Source organism: Streptomyces sp. P17, assembly GCF_032436805.1.
Lineage (GTDB): Bacteria > Actinomycetota > Actinomycetes > Streptomycetales > Streptomycetaceae > Streptomyces.
In genome coordinates this window covers 140,223-159,465 of the sequence record NZ_JAVRBF010000001.1, presented here as the reverse complement: position 1 = coordinate 159,465, position 19,243 = coordinate 140,223, and the positions used below count along the sequence as shown (strand labels likewise).

Sequence of the window (19,243 nt, the reverse complement as noted above, 5' to 3'; positions counted from 1 at the left end):
GCACCGGCGAAGACGACCCGCTCTCCCCGCCCCACACACATCCACCCACCCCAGCCCTCCCACCAACCAACCGCCCGCCCCCGCCAAGACGACCCACCCTCCCGTCCCGCACAGATCCACGCATCTCACCCCTCCTTGTTGACAGTCGCCGCATCCAGAAAGGCCGGCCGCTCCCCACCGCCATGCACCTGCAGGCTGGCCCCAGTGACATACGCGGCCGCGTCCGAGGCGAGGAAGACCGCCGCCGCGCCCACGTCCGCGGGCTCGGCCAGGCGGCCCAGTGGGACCGTCCTCGACACCGCCGCGACGCCCTCCTCGCCGCCGTAGTGCAGGTGCGCCAGCTCGGTGCGGACCATGCCGAGCACCAGCGTGTTCACGCGGACCTCGGGCGCCCACTCCACCGCCATCGAGCGGGCCAGGTTCTCCAGTCCCGCCTTGGCCGCCCCGTACGCCGCCGACCCCGGCGAGGGTCGGACGCCGCTCACACTGCCGATCATCAGCACGCTCCCCCGGGCCCGCCGCAGCAGCCCGTACCCGGCGAGCGTGACCGTCAGCGGCGCGGTCAGGTTCAGTTCCAGCACGCGCGCGTGCCGCTCCGCGTCCGCGTCGGCCAGCAGGCGGTACGGGGTGCCTCCCGCGTTGTTCACGAGGACGTCAAGACGGGGGAGGCCGGCGAAGAAGCGGCCCACTGATGCCGGATCCCGTACGTCCAGCGCCCTGAACTCGGCTCCCTTCAGGCCGGCTTCCGGCGCGCGGCGCGCACCCACCACCACCTCCGCCCCCGCCTCCACGAAGGCCCGGGCGATGCCGGCGCCGACGCCGCGCGTGCCGCCGGTGACGACGGCGAGCTTCCCGTTCAGCTCCATCCGCTGCTACCTTCCACCTAACAAACGTTAGGTGGAAGGTAGCTGATGCGCCCATGAGTGTCTCCACCTCGTCCCCGGAAAAGGGGATCCGCGTCCTCACCGTCGACCACCCGCCCGTCAACGCCCTCCCGGTGACGGGCTGGTTCGCCCTCGCCGACGCCGTCCGCACGGCGGGCCGCGACCCGGAGGCGCGGTGCGTGGTGCTGGCCGCCTCGGGGCGGGGGTTCAACGCGGGCGTGGACATCAAGGAGATCCAGAGCCGGGGGGGAGCCGCGCTCATCGGCGCCAACCGGGGCTGTTTCGAGGCGTTTTCGGCCGTCTACGAGTGCGAGGTCCCCGTAGTCGCGGCGGTGCAGGGTTTCTGCCTCGGTGGCGGCATCGGTCTGGTCGGGAACGCCGACGCGATCGTCGCGAGCGAGGACGCCACCTTCGGGCTGCCCGAGCTGGACCGAGGAGCCCTCGGCGCCGCCACCCACCTCGCCCGGCTCGTCCCCCACCACCTCATGCGCGCCCTGTACTTCACCTCCCGCACGGCGACCGCCGCCGAGCTGCACGCGCACGGCTCGGTGTGGCGGGTCGTGCCCCGCGAGCAACTCCAGGAGGCAGCCCTGGAGTTGGCCCGGGACATCGCGGCCAAGGACGGAGAACTGCTCCGCCTCGCCAAAGCGGCCATCAACGGCATCGATCCCGTCGACGTCCGCCGCAGTTACCGCTTCGAGCAGGGCTTCACCTACGAGGCGAGCGTGAGCGGCGTCGGCGACCGGGTCCGGGACACCTTCGGGGAGGCGGCCCAATGACCGACAAGACGATGACCGCCGACGAGGCCGTCTCCCGGCTGTCCGACGGCATGACCCTCGGCATCGGCGGCTGGGGCTCCCGCCGTAAACCGATGGCCCTCGTGCGAGCACTGCTCCGCTCCGAGATCACCGATCTCACGATCGTCTCCTACGGCGGCCCCGACGTCGGCATGCTCGCCGCCGCCGGACGGGTCCGCAAGCTCGTCGCCCCCTTCGTCACCCTCGACTCCATCCCCCTCGAACCCCACTACCGCGCCGCCCGCGAGCGCGGCGCCCTCGAACTCACCGAGATCGACGAGGCGATGTTCCTGTGGGGCCTGCGCGCCGCCGCCAACCGGCTGCCCTTCCTCCCGGTGCGCGCCGGACTCGGCTCGGACGTGATGCGGGTCAACCCAGGCCTGCGGACCGTGACTTCACCGTACGACGACGGCGAGACCTTCGTCGCCATGCCCGCGCTGCGGCTCGACGCGGCCCTGGTGCACGTCAATCGCGCGGACCGGCGGGGCAACGGCCAGTATCTGGGCCCCGACCCGTACTTCGACGACCTCTTCTGCGAGGCGGCCGACACCGCGTACGTCTCCTGCGAGCGCATCGTCGACACCGCCGAGCTGACGAAGGAGCGCCCGCCCCAGACCCTGCTGGTCAAACGGCACACCGTCACCGGCGTGATCGAGGCCCCGAACGGGGCGCACTTCACCTCCTGCACCCCGGACTACGGCCGCGACGAGGCCGTACAGCGGGACTACGCGAGCACGCCCTGGCCGCAGTTCGCCGAGCGGTACCTCAAGGACGGGAGGACGGCATGACCGCCACCCGCGCCGAGTACTGCGTCATCGCCTGCGCCGAGACCTGGCGCGGTGCGGGCGAGATCCTCGCGAGCCCCATGGGTCTGGTCCCCTCCGTCGCCGCCCGGCTCGCCCGGCTGACCTTCGCCCCCGATCTGCTGCTCACCGACGGCGAGGCGATGCTCGTGCGCCCGGACGGCACGGTCGAGGGCTGGCTGCCGTACCGGCAGCACCTCACCCTGGTCACGGGCGGGAAGCGGCACGTGATGATGGGGGCGAGCCAGATCGACCGCTTCGGCAACCAGAACATCTCCTGCATCGGGGACTGGGCCCGGCCCGAACGCCAGCTGCTCGGCGTGCGCGGGGCACCCGTCAACACCCTCAACAACCCGACCAGTTACTGGATCCCCCGCCATTCCCGACGCGTCTTCGTCGAGCGCGTCGACATGATCTGCGGAGTGGGCTACGACCACGCCGCCGGCGCCCGCCACCACCACATCCCCCGGGTCGTCTCCGACCTCGGCGTCTTCGACTTCGACACCCCCGACCGCTCGATGCGGCTGACCTCGCTGCATCCCGGGGTGAGCGTCGAGGAGGTCCAGGAGGCGACCGGCTTCGCGCTGGCGGTCGCGGACGAGGTGCCGTACACCCGCGATCCCACCCCCGGCGAACTGCGCCTGATCCGCGAGGAGATCGATCCGCAGAACACCCGCGCGCGGGAGGTGTACCGCTGATGGAGACCGCGCTGACCCGGCTGGTCGGAGTCCGGCATCCGCTCGTGCAGACCGGGATGGGATGGGTGGCCGGTCCTCGACTGGTCTCCGCCGCGGCCGAGGCCGGCGCGCTCGGCATCCTGGCCTCCGCCACGATGACGGTGGACCGGCTGCGCGAGGCCGTCCGCGAGGTCAAGTCCCGTACGGACGCGCCCTTCGGCGTCAATCTCCGCGCGGACGCCTCGGACGCCGGCGACCGTGTCCAGGTGATCATCGACGAAGGCGTCCCAGTCGCGTCCTTCGCCCTCGCGCCCTCCCCCGCGCTGATCGCCGGGCTGAAGGAGGCGGGCGTGGTGGTGATCCCGACCGTGGGCGCCCGGCGGCATGCCGAGAAGGTCGCGGGCTGGGGCGCGGACGCGGTGATCGTGCAGGGCGGCGAGGGCGGCGGGCACACCGGCGAGGTGGCTACGACGGTGCTGTTGCCGCAGGTGGTGGATGCCGTACGGATCCCGGTCGTGGCCGCGGGCGGGTTCTTCGACGGGCGGGGCCTGGTCGCCGCGCTGGCCTATGGCGCGGCGGGCGTCGCCATGGGCACCCGCTTCCTGCTGACCTCGGACTCGACGGTCCCGGACGCCGTGAAGGCGCGGTATCTGGCGGCGACGGTCCGCGACGTCACCGTCACGACGGCGGTCGACGGCCTGCCGCACCGCATGCTCCGGACCGAACTGGTCGAGTCACTGGAGCGCTCCGGCCGTACGAAGGCCCTGTTCCAGGCCGTACGGCGGGCCGCGGGCTTCCGGCGCCTTTCGGGGCTGAGCTGGCACCGGATGATCCAGGACGGGCGGGCGCTGCGGCATGGCAAGGACCTCACCTGGAGCCAGGTGCTGCTCGCCGCGAACACCCCGATGCTGCTCAGGGCGTCGATGGTGGACGGCCGTACGGATCTCGGGGTGATGGCGTCGGGGCAGGTCGCGGGGGTGATCGACGACCTGCCGTCGTGCGAGGACCTGGTGGAGCGGATCATGAAGGAGGCCGAGGAGGCGTGCCGGCGTCTCACAGCCTCTCGATGATCGTCACGTTGGCCTGCCCTCCGCCCTCGCACATCGTCTGGAGCCCGAACCGGCCGCCGGTGCGCTCCAGTTCGTACAGCAGGGTCGTCATGAGCCGCACCCCTGTGGCCCCCAGCGGATGACCCAGGGCGAGGGCACCGCCGTTGACGTTGACCCTCTCGGGGTCCGCGCCGGTCTCCTTCAGCCAGGCCAGGACGACCGGCGCGAAGGCCTCGTTGATCTCGACGAGGTCGATCGCGTCGATGGTCATGCCGGTCTTCTTCAGGGCGTGCGCGGTGGCCGGTATGGGCGCGGTGAGCATCCGGATCGGGTCCTCGCCGCGTACCGACAGATGGTGCACGCGCGCGCGTGGCGTGAGCCCGTGCTCGCGCACCGCCCTCTCCGAAGCGAGCAGCATGGCCGCCGCGCCGTCGGAGACCTGCGAGGAGCAGGCGGCGGTGATCGTGCCGCCGTCCACGACCGGCTTCAGGGCGGCCATCTTCTCCAGTGAGGTGTCCCGGCGCGGCCCCTCGTCGGCCACGACGTCGCCGTAGGCCACCAGCTCGCGACCGAAGCGCCCCTCGTCGATCGCCCGGACCGCCCGCTGATGGGACCGCAGCGCGAACTCCTCCTGGTCGCGCCTGCTGATCCCCCACTTCGCGGCGATCATCTCGGCGCCGGCGAACTGGTTCACCGGCTTCGTGCCGTACCGCGCCCGCCAGCCCTCGCTGCCCGCGAAGGGGCCCTGCGTCAGCCCGAGCGGCTCGGCGGCCTGCCGGGTGGCGTAGGCGATCGGGATCATCGACATGTTCTGCACTCCGCCGGCCACGACCAGGTCCTGGGTGCCGGACAGCACGGCCTGCGCGGCGAAGTGCACGGCCTGCTGCGAGGATCCGCACTGCCGGTCGACGGTCACGCCCGGCACCTCCTCGGGCAGCCCGGCCGCCAGCCAGCAGGTCCGCGCGATGTCCCCGGCCTGCGGCCCCACTGCGTCCAGGCACCCGAACACGACGTCCTCGACGGCCGCCGGATCGACGCCCGTACGCGCCACCAGCTCCGTCAGCACCCGCGCGCCGAGGTCGGCCGGATGCACCTGGCCGAGCCCTCCCCCGCGCCGCCCGACGGGCGTACGGACCGCTTCGACGATATAGGCCTCGGCCATGGCAACTCCCAAGCTCGACAGGGTTATTCGCGTACGGCGATCCCGTCCAGCACCATCGACAGGTACTGCCGGGCGATCTCCTCCGGGCTGTGGTGTCCGCCGGGCCGGTACCAGGACGCGGCGACCCACACCGTGTCCCGCACGAACCGGTAGGTGAGCCGGACGTCGAGGTCGGCACGGAAGACCCGGGCCGCGACCCCGCGCTCCAGCGTGGACAGCCACGCCTTCTCGAACCTCAGCTGGGACTCGGCGAGGAACGCGAACCGCTCCTGCGCCACCAGCTGTCTGCTCTCCTTCTGGTAGATCGCGACGGCGGCGCGGTGCCGGTCGATCTCCCGGAACGACTCGGTGACCAGTGCTTCGAGGGTCTCCCGCGGCCCCAGCTCGGCGCCGAGAACGGTGTCGTAGCCGTCCCACAGCTCGTCGAGGAAGGTGCGCAGGATCTCCTCCAGCATCGACTCCTTGGAGTCGAAGTGGTAGTAGAGGCTGCCCGCGAGCATGCCCGCGTGATCCGCGATCTTGCGTACGGTGGTGGCGTTGTAGCCCTGCTCGGCGAAGACCTCGGCGGCGGTGTCGAGGAGTTCGCGGCGCCGGGCGGGGGCGGCGGTCACCTGGGGCTTCTTCTTGGTCGGCACGGATCCATTCTCGTCCTACGGGTGCTGGCTGCTGACGGAGACGACCTCTCCGGTCAGGTACGAGGAGTAGCCGGACGCCAGGAACACGATCACGTTGGCCACCTCCCAGGGCTCGGCGTACCGCCCGAAGGCCTCCCGCGCGGTGAGCTCCTCCAGCAGTTCGGGCGAGGTCACCTTCGCCAGGTGCGGGTGCATGGCGAGGCTCGGCGCCACGGCGTTGACGCGCACCCCGTACGCGACGGCCTCGATCGCCGCGCACCGGGTCAGCGCCATCACGCCCGCCTTCGCGGCGGCGTAGTGCGCCTGCCCGGCCTGCGCACGCCAGCCCAGCACGGAGGCGTTGTTGACGATCACCCCGCCGGTCTCCCGCATCCGGCGCAGGGCGGCCCGGGTGCACCGGAAGGTGCCGGTCAGCGTCACGTCGAGCACCCGCGACCACTGTTCGTCGGTCATGTCGACGAGGGCCGAAGTCCCGCCGAGCCCGGCGTTGTTGACGACGACATCCAGCCGCCCGTGCTCCTGTACGGCCGTGTCGAACAGGGCCGTCACCTGGGCCTCGTCGGTGACGTCACAGGCGAGGGCGGTCACCGCTCCCGGGAACTCCCGGCCCAGCCCGGCCTCGTACTCCTTCAGCCGCCGGGTGTGCGCGTCGCTGATCAGCACCCGCGCGCCCTCCTCCAGGAAGCGGCGTGCGGTGGCCCTGCCGATCCCGGCGCCCCCGGCCGCCGTGATGACCGCGGTACGGCCCTTCAGCAGCCCGTGCCCGGGGACGTACGCCGGGCTCTCGACGCCTGTCATAGGGGCACGCTAACCTACCAAACACTTGTTAGGGAAGGAGCGGCGGCCGATGGATCTCACGTTCACCGAGGAGGAGACGGCGCTGCGCGCGGAGGCCCGGGCCTGGCTGCACGCACATGTGCCGGCCGATCCGCTGCCGTCCCTGGAGACCGAGGAGGGCTTCGCGGCGCACCGCGCGTGGGAGGCCGAACTGGCCGCGGACCGCTGGTCGGTCGTCAACTGGCCGACGGAGCACGGCGGCCGGGCGGCTTCGCTCGTCCAATGGCTGGTGTTCGAGGAGGAGTACTACGCGGCCGGTGCGCCGGGTCGGGTGAGCCAGAACGGCATCCATCTGCTCGCGCCGACGCTCTTCGACTTCGGTACGGCGGAGCAGCGGGCGCGGGTGCTGCCGCCGATGGCCTCCGGCGAGGTCGTCTGGGCGCAGGCCTGGTCGGAGCCGGAGGCGGGGTCGGATCTGGCGTCCCTGCGATCGAGGGCCAGGCGCACGGACGGCGGCTGGCTGCTGTCCGGTCAGAAGACCTGGTCGTCCCGGGCCGCCTTCGCGGACCGCGCCTTCGGCCTGTTCCGCAGCGCCCCGGACGCGGCGAAGCCCCACCAGGGGCTGACCTACCTGATGTTCGACCTGCGCGCACCCGGGGTCACCGTACGCCCGGTCCGCCGACTGGACGGGAAACCTGCCTTCGCCGAGCTGTTCCTGGACGAGGTCCTCGTACCGGACGAGGACGTGATCGGCGAGCCGGGGCAGGGCTGGCGGATCGCGATGTCCACGGCGGGCAACGAGCGGGGGCTGATGCTGCGTTCGCCGGGACGGTTCCTGGCGAGCGCGGAGCGACTCCACCGCCTGTGGCGGGCGCGAGGCGAGCCGGAGACCACGAAAAGAGGCGTCGCCGACGCCCTCATCGGCGCCCGCGCCTACCAGCTCTTCACCTACGCCGCCGCCTCCCGCTTCCTCGACGGCGAGCGGATCGGCCCCGAGTCCAGCGTGAACAAGGTGTTCTGGTCGGAGTACGACATCGCCCTGCACGAGACAGCGCTCGATCTCCTCGGCGAGGAGGGCGAGCTGGCGGACACGGAGTGGGCCGAGCGCTATGTCTTCGCCCTCGCGGGCCCGATCTACGCCGGGACGAACGAGATACAGCGGGACATCATCGCCGAACGGCTGCTGGGCCTGCCGAAGGGACGCCGGTGATGCGCTTCCTGCTCGATGTCGAACAGCGGGCCTTCGTCGCCTCCCTGGACGCCATGCTGAGCGCCGCGGACACACCGGCCGTCGTACGGGACTGGAGCCGGGGCGAGCACGCGCGCGGGCGGGCGCTGTGGGGCCGTATCACCGAGGCAGGGGTGTTCGGACTCGCGGTCCCGGAGGCGTACGGCGGGCTCGGTCTCCGGCCCGTCGAACTCGCCCTCGCCTTCGTGGAACTGGGGCGCCATGCCGTCCCCGGCCCGCTCGTGGAGACCGTCACGGCGGCCGTCCTGCTCACCGAGTCCAAGGAACTGGTCTCCGGAGGGACCATGGCGACGGTGGCCCACGGCAGCCCGTACGCCCTCGACGGGGACGCGGCCACCGTCCGCCTCACCCTCACCCCCGACGGCCTGTTCCGCTCCCCCGGACACGGCCCCGTACGTCCGTCGATCGACCCCGCCCGCCGTCTCACCGCCCTGGAAGCAGGCGAACTGCTCACCCCCGCCCCGCCCACCGGACGCGCCCTCGCCCTCGCCCGTCTCACCACCGCCGCCCAGGCTCTCGGCGTAGGACTGACCCTCCTCGCCAAGGCGGTCGCCCACGCCAAGCAGCGCAGCCAGTTCGGCGCCCCCATAGGCTCGTTCCAAGCCGTCAAGCACCAGCTCGCCGACGCGAGGATCGCCCTGGAGTTCGCCCGCCCCCTCGTCCTCGGCGCCGCCCTCACCCTGGCCCCCGAAGACATCGCCGCCGCCAAGGTCGCGGCCTGCGAAGCGGCGTACGCCACCGCGCGTACCGCCCTCCAGCTGCACGGCGCGACCGGGTACACGGCGGAGTGCGATCTGTCCCTCTGGCTGACCAAGGCCCGCGCCCTGCGCACCGCCTGGGGCGGGCCGGAGGAGTGCCGGGCCGTCGTGCTCAGTGGCGGTGATCGCCGCTGGTGAGCTCGCGGTACTCCTCGGCCGTCGGTTTCGGGATGTGGGTCTCGGGCCCGAACATGGCTCGCGCCAGACGGGCCCGCACCCGCTGGGAAGCCTTCACCGGCCGGCGCACCCCGTTCGCGTCGACCAGCGGCCCGATCTCGTACGGCGGGGGCTGCTCGTGCTGGGTCAGGGCGTACAACTGCGCCTGCGAGAGGGGCTCGTGGACCTCGACGTACTCGCCGTGCGGGAGCCGTTTGATCGTGCCGGTCTCCCTGCCGTACAGCACCTTGTCCCGGTCCCGGCGCTGGAGACCGAGACAGATCCGTTTGGTGATGATGAAGGCGAGGACTGGCCCCACGAAGACGGCGACCCGCACGAACCAGGTGATGGCGTTGATGGACAGATGCAGATGCGTGGCCACGATGTCGTTGCCGCCGCCGGTCAGCAGCACCACGTACAGGGTCAGCCAGGCCACCCCGAGGCCTGTGCGCACGGGTACGTTGCGCGGCCGGTCCAGGATGTGGTGGTCGCGTTTGTCGCCGGTGATCCACGCCTCGACGAAGGGATACGCGCCGAGGGCGAGCAGGATCAGCGGGAAGAGCGAGAAGGGGATGAGCACGCCGAGCACCAGGGTGTGGCCCCAGGCGTTGATCTCCCATCCCGGCATCACCCGGATCAGGCCCTCGGAGAAGCCGAGGTACCAGTCGGGCTGGGCGCCGGTGGTGACCAGGTCGGGGCGGTAGGGCCCGAAGGCCCACACGGGGTTGATCTGAGCAAGACCGCCCATGATCGCGAGCGTCCCGAAGACCAGGAAGAAGAAGCCGCCCGCCTTGGCCATGTACACCGGCAGCAGCGGCATCCCGGTGACCGTCCGCTGATCGCGTCCAGGGCCCGGGAACTGCGTGTGCTTGTGGACCCAGACCAGGATCACATGGGCGACCACCAGGCCCAGCATGATCCCGGGCAGCAGCAGCACATGGATCGGGAACAGGCGCGAGATGATGTCGTGGCCCGGGAACTCCCCGCCGAACAGGAAGAACGACAGATACGTCCCGACGATCGGCACCGACAGGATGGCGCCCTGCGCGAACCGGATCCCGGTGCCGGAGAGCAGGTCGTCGGGGAGGGAGTAGCCGGTCAGACCTGTGATGATGCCGAGCATCAACAGGGTCCAGCCGAACACCCAGTTGACCTCGCGGGGCTTGCGGTAGGCGCCGGTGAAGAACACCCGCATCATGTGCACCAGCATGCCGGTGACGAAGACCAGTGCGGCCCAGTGGTGCATCTGCCGGATCAGCAGACCTCCGCGCACATCGAAGCTGATGTCCAGGGTGGACTCGAAGGCCCGGGTCATCATCACGCCGTTGAGCGGCTCGTACGAGCCCTGGTAGACGACCTCGACACCGCTCGGCTCGAAGAAGAGCGTGAGGTAGATGCCGGTGAGGATCAGGACGATGAAGCTGTAGAGACAGACCTCGCCGAGCATGAAGGACCAGTGGTCGGGAAAGGCCTTCCGCATCCCCTTGCCGAGCGAGTAGATGCCGAGCCGCCCGTCGGCCCAGTCGGCGACCTTCTCGCCCTTGCCGGCCGCACCCCTGCGAGCCGTCCGGTTGTCCGATCGTGCGCCGTCCATACGTCGTCGCCCTCCCCGTCGGATCAACCTCAGGGTGGCACGGAGGCACGGCTGAGCCAACGGTGCGTGCGGCCTCGGACCGGTTCAGGCGCGTGGCGGGACGATCCCCTGCGCCCGCGCCGCCACCAGCCACTTCGGGAACTCGGCCACCAGGCGGTCGTACAACTCCCCGTCGGAGACCTTGCGCGGATCCGACCCCGCGTGGAAGAAGCCGGCGTTGTCGACCACCCGCTTGTCCGGCACCGACAGGTCGTCCAGTTTGCGCAGATAGTCGAACTGCTTGCTGGAGGGGTCCCCGAAGCCGATGAACTGCCAGAACAGCGGCAGCCGGGCCGCCTTGCACAGGTACCGTTCCGCGGCGAGCTTGTTGACCGGGCCGCCGTCGGTCTGGAAGACCACGAGGGCGGGTTCGCGGGAGCCGCTGTCGAGGTAGTGGTCGATGACCGCGTCCATGGCGAGGTGGTAGCTGGTCTTGCCCATGTGCCCGAGCCCGGCCACGATCCGCTCGATGCGCCCCTGGTGATCGGCGAGGGCGATATCGGTCTCCGCGTCGACTTCGGTGGAGAAGAACACCACCGGCACCCGGCCGTCGTCGTCGAGATGCGCGGAGAGCCCGAGCACCCGGTCGGCGAGCGCCTGCACACTGCCGTCCTTGTAGTACGGCTTCATGGAACCGGAGTAGTCGACCACCAGATAGACCGCGGCCCGCAGCCCGTCCAGGCCGTGCTTGCTGAGTGACACCCCGGCGCTCTTGTACAGGCTGACCAGCGCGGGCGCGCTCTCCTCCACCTTGCTGAGACTGATCGCCGCCATGCGGCTTCCCCCTTGACTCGACCGACTGCCTGCCGAGGTTACGTCACACTTGGCCCGCCTCTCCCGGCATCCACAGGTGTTCGTTATCTTGTTCGCCGCCGTCCCCACCGGCTCACCGACCGTCCCATTGCCTTTCGAGGAGCCGGCTTGGAACCCGAGTCCACCGTCACGACCTGCTACCGCCATCCCGCGCTGGAGTCGTACGTCCGCTGCACGCGCTGCGAGCGGTTCATCTGCCCGGACTGCATGCGCGAGGCGTCCGTCGGCCACCAGTGCGTGGAGTGCGTACGGGAGGGCGCGAAGTCGGTACGGCAGGCGCGCACGATCGTGGGCGGCCGGATCTCCCGGACGCCGGTGGTGACGTACGTCCTGATCGCGCTGAACGTGCTGGCCTATCTGGCCGAGGTGGTGCGCCCGGCGATCGTCGAGCGGTTCTCGATGGTCGCGGCCCGGCTGCTGGGTCCGGACGGCGCCTACTACGTGTACCAGTCCGGGTACCCGGCCGACTATCAGGCCGAGGGTCTGGTAGCCGGGGAGTGGGAGCGGCTGATCACCAGCTCGTTCCTGCACCTGGAGCCGACCGAGGGCACGTTCGGGCTGCTGCACATCGTGATGAACATGTTCTCGCTGTGGACGCTCGGCCGGGCGGTGGAGCCCATGCTCGGGCGGTCCCGCTATCTGGCGCTCTATCTGATCTCGGCGCTCGGCAGCTCGGTCTTCGAGCTGTTCCTGGCCGACCCCGCACAGTCCTCGCTGGGCGCGTCCGGCGCCATCTTCGGGCTGGGCGCGGCGTACTACGTCGTGGCCCGCCGGATCGGCGCCGACATGCGCGCCATCAACCGCTTCATGGGCTTCCTGCTGCTCTGGCTGCTGGTCTCCGCGGGCCTGACCTCCTGGCAGGGCCACCTCGGCGGACTGCTGACCGGCGGGGTGGTGGCGCTGGCGTACGCCTATGTGCCCCGCGGTCCGCGCCGGGTGCTGATCCAGGCGGTGGCCTGTGCGGCGGTCCTGGCGGTACTGGTGCTGGCGGCCGTGCTGAAGGTCGCGGGGCTCAAGTGAGACATACCGGAATCCTGGCGTTCGCCGCCTTGCCCGTCGCCATCACCGGTGCCCGGAGACGCCCGCGAGTTCGGTGCCGACGGCGAACTGTTCCGTGTCCATCGCCTCCGCCAGCTCGGCGTAGTGGGTGATGAAGCGCCGGTACGACGTGAACCAGGCGGCTCGGTCGCGGGGGCGGATGCCGGCGCGGTCGCCGTCGCCGGGCAGATCGACATGGGGTTTGATCATCACCTTCAGGCCCTGCGCGTGCGCCCGCCGCACGATCCGCCTGAGCCCCGCGTCGCTCGCCGTCTCCTCGGTGGGCCGCAGCACCGAGTCGCCCCTGCGCTTCTGGTACCAGGTCGGGGTGAAGGTGACCCAGCCCGCCCCGGTGGCCTTGATGTCCCGCGGATAGCGGTCGGCGGCGGGGCTGTCGTAGTCGGTGCGGTACCAGGAGGGCAGGGTGATGCCCCGGATCACGGGCGCCTCCTCGCGCTCCGGCGTACAGCCGCCGACGGCGAGGAGGACCGCCGCCACAACGGCGGCGGTCCTCCCCCTCACCGAGGACGCCACGGTGCGGTTCGAGGAGCTGCCCGGTAAGTGCGACGGCGCCTGCCCAGTCGTCCGGTCGGGGACAAGGGGCAGGCGCCATCAGTGTTCCGTACGCCTTTGTACGGGACGTCTCTTGAGCGGTCCTCGGGGGACCGTCAGACCATCAGGGCCCGGTCGGTCGGGCGGACCGGGGCCGGCAGATCGCTGGCGCCGGTCAGGAAGCGGTCCACGCCACGGGCGGCGGAGCGGCCCTCGGCGATGGCCCACACGATCAGCGACTGACCGCGGCCCGCGTCACCGGCGACGAACACGCCCGGCACATTGGTCTGGAACTCGGCGTCACGGGCGATGTTGCCGCGCTCGTCGAGGTCCAGGCCGAACTGGTCCACGAGGCCGTTCTCGCGGTCCGTACCGGTGAAGCCCATGGCGAGGGTCACCAGCTGGGCGGGGATCTTCCGCTCGGTGCCCGGCTTCGGGGTCAGCTTGCCCTCGATGAACTCCACCTCGGTGAGGTGCAGCCACTGGACGTTGCCGTCCTCGTCGCCCTCGAAGTGGGTCGTCGAGACGGAGTAGACCCGCTCGCCGCCCTCCTCGTGCGCGGAGGTGACCTTGTAGAGCATCGGGAAGGTCGGCCACGGCTGGGAGACGTTGTTCCGCTCGTCGTTCGGGCGGGGCATGATCTCCAGCTGCGTCACCGAGGCCGCGCCCTGGCGGTGGGCGGTGCCCACGCAGTCGGCGCCGGTGTCGCCGCCGCCGATGACGACGACGTGCTTGCCCTCGGCCGAGATCGGCGCGGTGACGTAGTCGCCCTCCTGCACCTTGTTGGCCAGCGGCAGGTACTCCATGGCCTGGTAGATGCCGGTCAACTCCCGCCCGGGGACGGGCAGATCACGGGCGGTGGTGGCACCGGCGGCGATGACGACCGCGTCGTACCGCTTCTTCAGGTCGGTCGCCTTGAGGTCACGGCCGATCTCGATACCGGTCCGGAAGCGGGTGCCCTCCGCGCGCATCTGCTCGATACGGCGGTTGATGTGCCGCTTCTCCATCTTGAACTCGGGGATGCCGTAGCGGAGAAGGCCGCCGACACGGTCCGCGCGCTCGTAGACGGCGACGGTGTGGCCGGCCCGCGTGAGCTGCTGGGCGGCGGCCAGGCCCGCCGGGCCCGAGCCGATCACCGCGACCGTCTTGCCGGACAGGCGCTCGGGCGCCTGCGGGGCGACGTCACCGGTCTCCCACGCCTTGTCGATGATGGAGACTTCGACGTTCTTGATGGTGACGGCCGGCTGGTTGATGCCGAGCACACACGCCGACTCACAGGGGGCCGGGCAGAGGCGACCGGTGAACTCCGGGAAGTTGTTGGTCGCGTGCAGCCGCTCCTGCGCGGCCGACCAGTCCTCGCGGTAGGCGTAGTCGTTCCACTCCGGGATCAGGTTCCCGAGCGGACAGCCGTTGTGGCAGAACGGGATACCGCAGTCCATGCAGCGGCTGGCCTGCTTGCTGATGATCGGCAGCAGGGAGCCGGGGACGTAGACCTCGTTCCAGTCGCGGAGTCGCTCCTCGACCGGGCGGGACTTGGCGACCTCGCGGCCGTGGTTGAGAAAGCCCTTGGGATCAGCCATTGGTCGCCGCCTCCATCATCTTCTCGGTGATCTCGGTCTCGGAGAGACCGGCTCGCTCGGCGGCGTCCTTGGCGGCGAGCACTGCCTTGTACGTGCTGGGGATGATCTTGCTGAAGCGCTCCACGGACGTGTCCCAGTCCGCGAGCAGCTTCTCGGCGACCGTCGAGCCGGTCTCCTCGGCGTGGCGGCGCACCACGCCGTGCAGCCACTGCCGGTCCTCGTCCGCCAGCGCCTCGATCGCGTCGAGGTTGCCGACGTTGACGTTGTCGCGGTCGAGGTCGATGACGTAGGCGACACCGCCCGACATACCGGCCGCGAAGTTACGGCCCGTCTCGCCGAGCACCACCGCGTGACCGCCGGTCATGTACTCGCAGCCGTGGTCGCCCACGCCCTCGGATACGACGGTCGCGCCGGAGTTGCGGACGCAGAACCGCTCACCGGTCCGGCCGCGCAGGAACAGCTCGCCGCCGGTCGCGCCGTACGCGATGGTGTTGCCCGCGATCGTGGAGAACTCGGCGAGGTGGTCGGCGCCCCGGTCGGGACGGACGATCACCCGGCCGCCGGAGAGGCCCTTGCCGACGTAGTCGTTGGCGTCGCCCTCCAGGCGCAGCGTGACACCGCGCGGGAGGAAGGCGCCGAAGGACTGGCCGGCCGAGCCGGTGAAGGTGATGTCGATGGTGTCGTCGGGCAGGCCCGCGCCACCGAACTTCTTCGTCACCTCGTGGCCGAGCATGGTGCCGACCGTGCGGTTGATGTTGCGGATGGCGACCTGGGCGCGCACCGGCTGGGCGTCGGTGGCGGAGTCCGCGGCGAGGGCGTCGGAGGCGAGCTTGATCAGCTCGTTGTCGAGCGCCTTCTCCAGGCCGTGGTCCTGCTCGATCAGCTGGTGGCGGACCGCGCCCTCGGGCAGCTCGGGCACATGGAACAGCGGGGCCAGGTCCAGGCCCTGCGCCTTCCAGTGGTCGACCGCGCGGGTCACGTCGAGCGCCTCGGCGTGGCCGACGGCCTCCTCGATGGAGCGGAAGCCCAGCTCGGCGAGGATCTCGCGGACCTCCTCGGCGATGAACCGGAAGAAGTTCACGACGTACTCGGCCTTGCCGGAGAACCGGTCGCGCAGCGTCGGGTTCTGGGTGGCGATGCCGACCGGGCAGGTGTCCAGGTGGCAGACGCGCATCATGACGCAGCCGGAGACGACGAGCGGCGCGGTCGCGAAACCGAACTCCTCGGCGCCGAGCAGCGCGGCGATGACCACGTCACGGCCGGTCTTGAGCTGACCGTCGGTCTGCACGACGATGCGGTCGCGCAGGCCGTTGAGCAGCAGGGTCTGCTGGGTCTCGGCGAGGCCCAGCTCCCAAGGACCACCGGCGTGCTTGAGCGAGGTCAGCGGCGACGCACCCGTACCACCGTCGTGGCCGGAGATCAGGACCACGTCCGCGTGCGCCTTGGACACACCCGCCGCGACCGTGCCGACGCCGACCTCGGAGACCAGCTTGACGTGAATCCGCGCCTGCGGGTTCGCGTTCTTCAGGTCGTGGATCAGCTGGGCCAGGTCCTCGATGGAGTAGATGTCGTGGTGCGGCGGCGGGGAGATCAGGCCCACGCCCGGCGTCGAGTGACGCGTCTTGGCGACCCACGGGTACACCTTGTGGCCGGGCAGCTGACCGCCCTCACCGGGCTTGGCGCCCTGGGCCATCTTGATCTGGATGTCGTCGGCGTTGACCAGGTACTCGGAGGTCACGCCGAAGCGGCCGGAGGCGACCTGCTTGATCGACGAACGCCGCGCCGGGTCGTACAGCCGGTCCGCGTCCTCGCCGCCCTCACCGGTGTTGGACTTGCCGCCCAGCTGGTTCATGGCGATGGCGAGGGTCTCGTGCGCCTCCTTGGAGATGGAGCCGTACGACATGGCGCCCGTGGAGAAGCGCTTGACGATCTCGGAGACCGGCTCGACCTCGTCGATGGAGATCGGCTGACGGTCCGACTTGAAGCCGAACAGGCCGCGGAGCGTCATCAGGCGCTCGGACTGCTCGTTCACCCGGTCCGTGTACTTCTTGAAGATGTCGTAGCGCGCGGTGCGCGTCGAGTGCTGGAGACGGAAGACCGTCTCCGGGTCGAACAGGTGCGGCTCGCCCTCACGGCGCCACTGGTACTCGCCGCCGATGTCCAGCGCGCGGTGCGCCGGGGCGATGCCGGAGGCCGGGTACGCCTTGGCGTGGCGGGCGGCGACCTCCTTGGCGATGACGTCGATGCCGACGCCGCCGATCTTGGTGGCGGTGCCGTTGAAGTACTTCTCCACGAAGGCCTGGTCAAGACCGACGGCCTCGAAGACCTGGGCGCCCCGGTAGGAGGCGACGGTGGAGATGCCCATCTTCGACATGACCTTCAGAACACCCTTGCCCAGGGCGTAGATCAGGTTGCGGATGGCCTGCTCGGGCTCCATACCGGGCAGGAAGGTGCCGGCGCGGACCAGGTCCTCCACCGACTCCATCGCCAGGTACGGGTTGACCGCCGCGGCGCCGAAGCCGATGAGCAGGGCGACGTGGTGGACCTCGCGGACGTCACCGGCCTCGACCAGCAGGCCCACCTGGGTGCGCTGCTTGGTGCGGATGAGGTGGTGGTGGACGGCCGCGGTGAGCAGCAGCGAGGGGATCGGCGCGTGCTCGGCGTCGGAGTGGCGGTCCGACAGGACGATCAGGCGGGCGCCGTTCTCGATGGCGGCGTCGGCCTCGGCGCAGATCTCCTCGATGCGCGCGGCGAGGGCGTCACCGCCGCCGGAGACGCGGTACAGGCCGGACAGGGTCGCGGCCTTGAAGCCGGGCATGTCGCCGTCGGCGTTGATGTGGATGAGCTTGGCCAGCTCGTCGTTGTCGATCACCGGGAACGGCAGCGTGACGCTACGACAGGACGCGGCCGTCGGCTCCAGCAGGTTGCCCTGCGGACCGAGCGAGGAGCGCAGCGAGGTGACCAGCTCCTCGCGGATGGCGTCCAGCGGCGGGTTGGTGACCTGCGCGAACAGCTGGGTGAAGTAGTCGAAGAGCAGGCGCGGACGCTCGCTCAGCGCGGCGATCGGCGAGTCGGTGCCCATCGAACCGATCGGCTCGGCGGCCGACTTGGCCATCGGCGCCAGGATGATCCGCAGCTCCTCCTCGGTGTAACCGAAGGTCTGCTGGCGGCGGGTGACCGAGGCGTGCGTGTGCACGATGTGCTCGCGCTCGGGCAGGTCGGACAGCTCGATCTCGCCGGCCTCAAGCCACTCCGCGTAGGGCGCCTCCGCGGCGAGCTGGGCCTTGATCTCGTCGTCCTCGATGATGCGGTGCTCGACGGTGTCGACGAGGAACATCCTGCCGGGCTGCAGCCGGCCCTTGCGGACGACCTTGGAGGGGTCGATGTCGAGGACGCCGACCTCGGAGCCGAGGACGACCAGGCCCTCGTCGGTGACCCAGTAGCGGCCGGGGCGAAGGCCGTTGCGGTCCAGGACCGCGCCGACCTGCTTGCCGTCGGTGAAGGTGACACAGGCCGGGCCGTCCCAGGGCTCCATCATCGTGGCGTGGAACTGGTAGAAGGCGCGCCGGGCCGGGTCCATGGAGTCGTGGTTCTCCCACGCCTCCGGGATCATCATCAGCACGGAGTGCGGCAGCGAACGGCCGCCCAGGTGCAGGAGTTCGAGGACCTCGTCGAAGGAGGCGGAGTCGGAGGCGTCCGGCGTGCAGACCGGGAAGATCCGCCCCAGCTTCTCCGTACCGACCAGCTCGGAGACGAGCTGCGACTCACGGGCCCGCATCCAGTTGCGGTTGCCCTTGACGGTGTTGATCTCACCGTTGTGCGCGACGAAGCGGTACGGGTGGGCGAGCGGCCACGACGGGAAGGTGTTCGTGGAGAACCGGGAGTGCACGAGCGCGATCGCGGAGGCGAAGCGGCGGTCGGACAGGTCCGGGAAGAAGGGCTCCAGCTGGCCGGTGGTCAGCATGCCCTTGTACACGATCGTGCGGGCGGACAGCGACGGGAAGTAGACGCCGGCCTCGCGCTCGGCGCGCTTGCGCAGCACGAAGGCCTTGCGGTCGAGGTCGATGTCCTCCGAGACGCCGTCGCCGACGAAGATCTGCCGGAAGGCGGGCATCGTCGAACGGGCGGTGGCGCCGAGCAGTTCGGGAGCGACGGGAACCTCACGCCAGCCGAGGACGGTAAGGCCCTCCTCGACGGCGATCGTCTCGATCTGTGAGACGGCGTCCTCGGTCCCGTCCTCCGGCAGGAAGGCGATACCGACGGCGTACGCACCGGCCGCAGGCAGCTCGAATCCGGCCACCTCGCGGAAGAAGGCGTCCGGCACCTGGGACAGGATGCCCGCGCCGTCACCCGAGTCGGGCTCGGAGCCGGTGGCACCGCGGTGCTCCAGGTTGCGCAGAACCGTGAGCGCCTGCTCGACCAGCGCGTGGCTCGCCTCGCCGGTGAGGGTGGCCACGAAGCCGACGCCACAGGCGTCGTGCTCGTTGCGGGGGTCGTACATACCCTGCGCAGCAGGGCGAGCATCCATGAACGACCAGTTCTGGCCATTCGCGGAATGCTGGGACGGCTGGCGCGGCGTACGCATCGGCTCTCCCGTCGTCGTCAGTGGCATTTAGCAGGTGCCGAGGGACGACGTTGGCCCTCTGCGGGTGATCTGCGCTGGGAACCGCGCTGAGATCA

The 19,243-nt window shown here is 70.7% G+C and carries 16 protein-coding genes; 7 read left to right on the top strand and 9 right to left on the bottom strand.

Features of this window, described 5'->3' with window-relative positions:
• Positions 1-125: 125 nt before the first annotated feature.
• Complete coding sequence (locus tag RMT89_RS00750) at positions 126-866, bottom strand: SDR family oxidoreductase (protein ID WP_315881914.1); 741 nt, start codon at positions 864-866, stop codon at positions 126-128.
• Between the two features lie 53 nt (positions 867-919).
• On the opposite strand from RMT89_RS00750, the gene RMT89_RS00745 reads away from it, so the two are divergent.
• The 4 genes from RMT89_RS00745 to RMT89_RS00730 are packed head-to-tail and all read left to right on the top strand — an operon-like array spanning position 920 to position 4,231.
• Complete coding sequence (locus RMT89_RS00745) at positions 920-1,663, top strand: enoyl-CoA hydratase family protein (RefSeq protein ID WP_315881913.1); 744 nt, start codon at positions 920-922, stop codon at positions 1,661-1,663.
• Positions 1,660-2,469, top strand: coding sequence for a CoA-transferase (locus tag RMT89_RS00740; RefSeq protein ID WP_315881912.1), 810 nt, complete (start codon positions 1,660-1,662; stop codon positions 2,467-2,469). The genes RMT89_RS00745 and RMT89_RS00740 overlap by 4 nt, the downstream gene beginning before the upstream one ends.
• Complete coding sequence (locus RMT89_RS00735) at positions 2,466-3,182, top strand: CoA-transferase (RefSeq protein ID WP_315881911.1); 717 nt, start codon at positions 2,466-2,468, stop codon at positions 3,180-3,182. The genes RMT89_RS00740 and RMT89_RS00735 overlap by 4 nt, the downstream gene beginning before the upstream one ends.
• On the top strand, positions 3,182-4,231 hold the full coding sequence (locus tag RMT89_RS00730; RefSeq protein ID WP_315881910.1) for a nitronate monooxygenase: 1,050 nt from the start codon (positions 3,182-3,184) through the stop codon (positions 4,229-4,231). Before RMT89_RS00735 ends, RMT89_RS00730 begins: the two co-directional genes overlap by 1 nt.
• Here the strand turns inward: RMT89_RS00730 and RMT89_RS00725 are convergent.
• From RMT89_RS00725 to RMT89_RS00715, 3 genes are read right to left on the bottom strand one after another with little or no spacing between them, the layout of a single operon-like run.
• On the bottom strand, positions 4,215-5,372 hold the full coding sequence (locus RMT89_RS00725; protein ID WP_315881909.1) for an acetyl-CoA C-acetyltransferase: 1,158 nt from the start codon (positions 5,370-5,372) through the stop codon (positions 4,215-4,217). The genes RMT89_RS00730 and RMT89_RS00725 overlap by 17 nt on opposite strands.
• A 23-nt stretch (positions 5,373-5,395) precedes the next feature.
• Positions 5,396-6,007 (bottom strand): TetR/AcrR family transcriptional regulator, encoded by a 612-nt coding sequence (locus RMT89_RS00720; RefSeq protein ID WP_315881908.1) that lies wholly within the window; start codon positions 6,005-6,007, stop codon positions 5,396-5,398.
• 15 nt (positions 6,008-6,022) lie between these two features.
• Positions 6,023-6,805: an SDR family oxidoreductase gene (locus RMT89_RS00715; protein WP_315881907.1), complete on the bottom strand. Its 783-nt coding sequence runs from the start codon at positions 6,803-6,805 to the stop codon at positions 6,023-6,025.
• A 49-nt stretch (positions 6,806-6,854) separates the two neighbouring features.
• Between RMT89_RS00715 and RMT89_RS00710 the strand changes: the two genes are divergently transcribed.
• Positions 6,855-7,994: an acyl-CoA dehydrogenase family protein gene (locus RMT89_RS00710; protein WP_315881906.1), complete on the top strand. Its 1,140-nt coding sequence runs from the start codon at positions 6,855-6,857 to the stop codon at positions 7,992-7,994.
• The gene (locus tag RMT89_RS00705) at positions 7,994-8,929 is read left to right on the top strand and encodes an acyl-CoA dehydrogenase family protein (RefSeq protein ID WP_315881905.1); all 936 of its coding nucleotides are present in this window, start codon (positions 7,994-7,996) and stop codon (positions 8,927-8,929) included. Before RMT89_RS00710 ends, RMT89_RS00705 begins: the two co-directional genes overlap by 1 nt.
• Here RMT89_RS00705 and RMT89_RS00700 read toward each other — a convergent pair.
• Together RMT89_RS00700 and RMT89_RS00695 are read right to left on the bottom strand one after the other, a co-directional pair.
• The gene (locus tag RMT89_RS00700) at positions 8,904-10,541 is read right to left on the bottom strand and encodes a cytochrome bc complex cytochrome b subunit (RefSeq protein ID WP_315881904.1); all 1,638 of its coding nucleotides are present in this window, start codon (positions 10,539-10,541) and stop codon (positions 8,904-8,906) included. The genes RMT89_RS00705 and RMT89_RS00700 overlap by 26 nt on opposite strands.
• Positions 10,542-10,625: 84 nt before the next feature.
• The gene (locus tag RMT89_RS00695) at positions 10,626-11,354 is read right to left on the bottom strand and encodes a VWA domain-containing protein (protein WP_315881903.1); all 729 of its coding nucleotides are present in this window, start codon (positions 11,352-11,354) and stop codon (positions 10,626-10,628) included.
• 147 nt (positions 11,355-11,501) lie between these two features.
• Here RMT89_RS00695 and RMT89_RS00690 point away from each other — a divergent pair, with 147 nt between their 5' ends.
• On the top strand, positions 11,502-12,413 hold the full coding sequence (locus RMT89_RS00690) for a rhomboid family intramembrane serine protease (RefSeq protein ID WP_315881902.1): 912 nt from the start codon (positions 11,502-11,504) through the stop codon (positions 12,411-12,413).
• 42 nt (positions 12,414-12,455) lie between these two features.
• Here the strand turns inward: RMT89_RS00690 and RMT89_RS00685 are convergent, their stop codons facing one another.
• The 3 genes from RMT89_RS00685 to gltB all read right to left on the bottom strand — a co-directional run bounded on the left by RMT89_RS00685 (position 12,456) and on the right by gltB (position 19,148).
• Positions 12,456-12,953 carry a glycoside hydrolase family 113 gene (locus RMT89_RS00685; protein ID WP_315881901.1) on the bottom strand — a complete coding sequence of 166 codons (498 nt, stop codon included), beginning with the start codon at positions 12,951-12,953 and terminating at the stop codon, positions 12,456-12,458.
• Positions 12,954-13,099: 146 nt separating this feature from the next.
• Positions 13,100-14,563, bottom strand: a complete 1,464-nt coding sequence (locus RMT89_RS00680) for a glutamate synthase subunit beta (RefSeq protein ID WP_315881900.1) — start codon at positions 14,561-14,563, stop codon at positions 13,100-13,102.
• Entirely contained in the window at positions 14,556-19,148 is a 4,593-nt protein-coding gene (gene gltB, locus RMT89_RS00675) for a glutamate synthase large subunit (protein ID WP_315881899.1), read from the bottom strand. The genes RMT89_RS00680 and gltB overlap by 8 nt, the downstream gene beginning before the upstream one ends.
• Positions 19,149-19,243 lie beyond the last annotated feature (95 nt).

Bases quoted from the DNA above. Each gene is read 5' to 3' on its own strand.
- RMT89_RS00750 (WP_315881914.1), bottom strand. From the start codon at position 866: ATGGAGCTGAACGGGAAGCTCGCCGTCGTCACCGGCGGCACGCGCGGC.
- RMT89_RS00745 (WP_315881913.1), top strand. From the start codon at position 920: ATGAGTGTCTCCACCTCGTCCCCGGAAAAGGGGATCCGCGTCCTCACC.
- RMT89_RS00740 (WP_315881912.1), top strand. From the start codon at position 1,660: ATGACCGACAAGACGATGACCGCCGACGAGGCCGTCTCCCGGCTGTCC.
- RMT89_RS00735 (WP_315881911.1), top strand. From the start codon at position 2,466: ATGACCGCCACCCGCGCCGAGTACTGCGTCATCGCCTGCGCCGAGACC.
- RMT89_RS00730 (WP_315881910.1), top strand. From the start codon at position 3,182: ATGGAGACCGCGCTGACCCGGCTGGTCGGAGTCCGGCATCCGCTCGTG.
- RMT89_RS00725 (WP_315881909.1), bottom strand. From the start codon at position 5,372: ATGGCCGAGGCCTATATCGTCGAAGCGGTCCGTACGCCCGTCGGGCGG.
- RMT89_RS00715 (WP_315881907.1), bottom strand. From the start codon at position 6,805: ATGACAGGCGTCGAGAGCCCGGCGTACGTCCCCGGGCACGGGCTGCTG.
- RMT89_RS00710 (WP_315881906.1), top strand. From the start codon at position 6,855: ATGGATCTCACGTTCACCGAGGAGGAGACGGCGCTGCGCGCGGAGGCC.
- RMT89_RS00705 (WP_315881905.1), top strand. From the start codon at position 7,994: ATGCGCTTCCTGCTCGATGTCGAACAGCGGGCCTTCGTCGCCTCCCTG.
- RMT89_RS00700 (WP_315881904.1), bottom strand. From the start codon at position 10,541: ATGGACGGCGCACGATCGGACAACCGGACGGCTCGCAGGGGTGCGGCC.
- RMT89_RS00695 (WP_315881903.1), bottom strand. From the start codon at position 11,354: ATGGCGGCGATCAGTCTCAGCAAGGTGGAGGAGAGCGCGCCCGCGCTG.
- RMT89_RS00680 (WP_315881900.1), bottom strand. From the start codon at position 14,563: ATGGCTGATCCCAAGGGCTTTCTCAACCACGGCCGCGAGGTCGCCAAG.
- gltB (WP_315881899.1), bottom strand. From the start codon at position 19,148: ATGCGTACGCCGCGCCAGCCGTCCCAGCATTCCGCGAATGGCCAGAAC.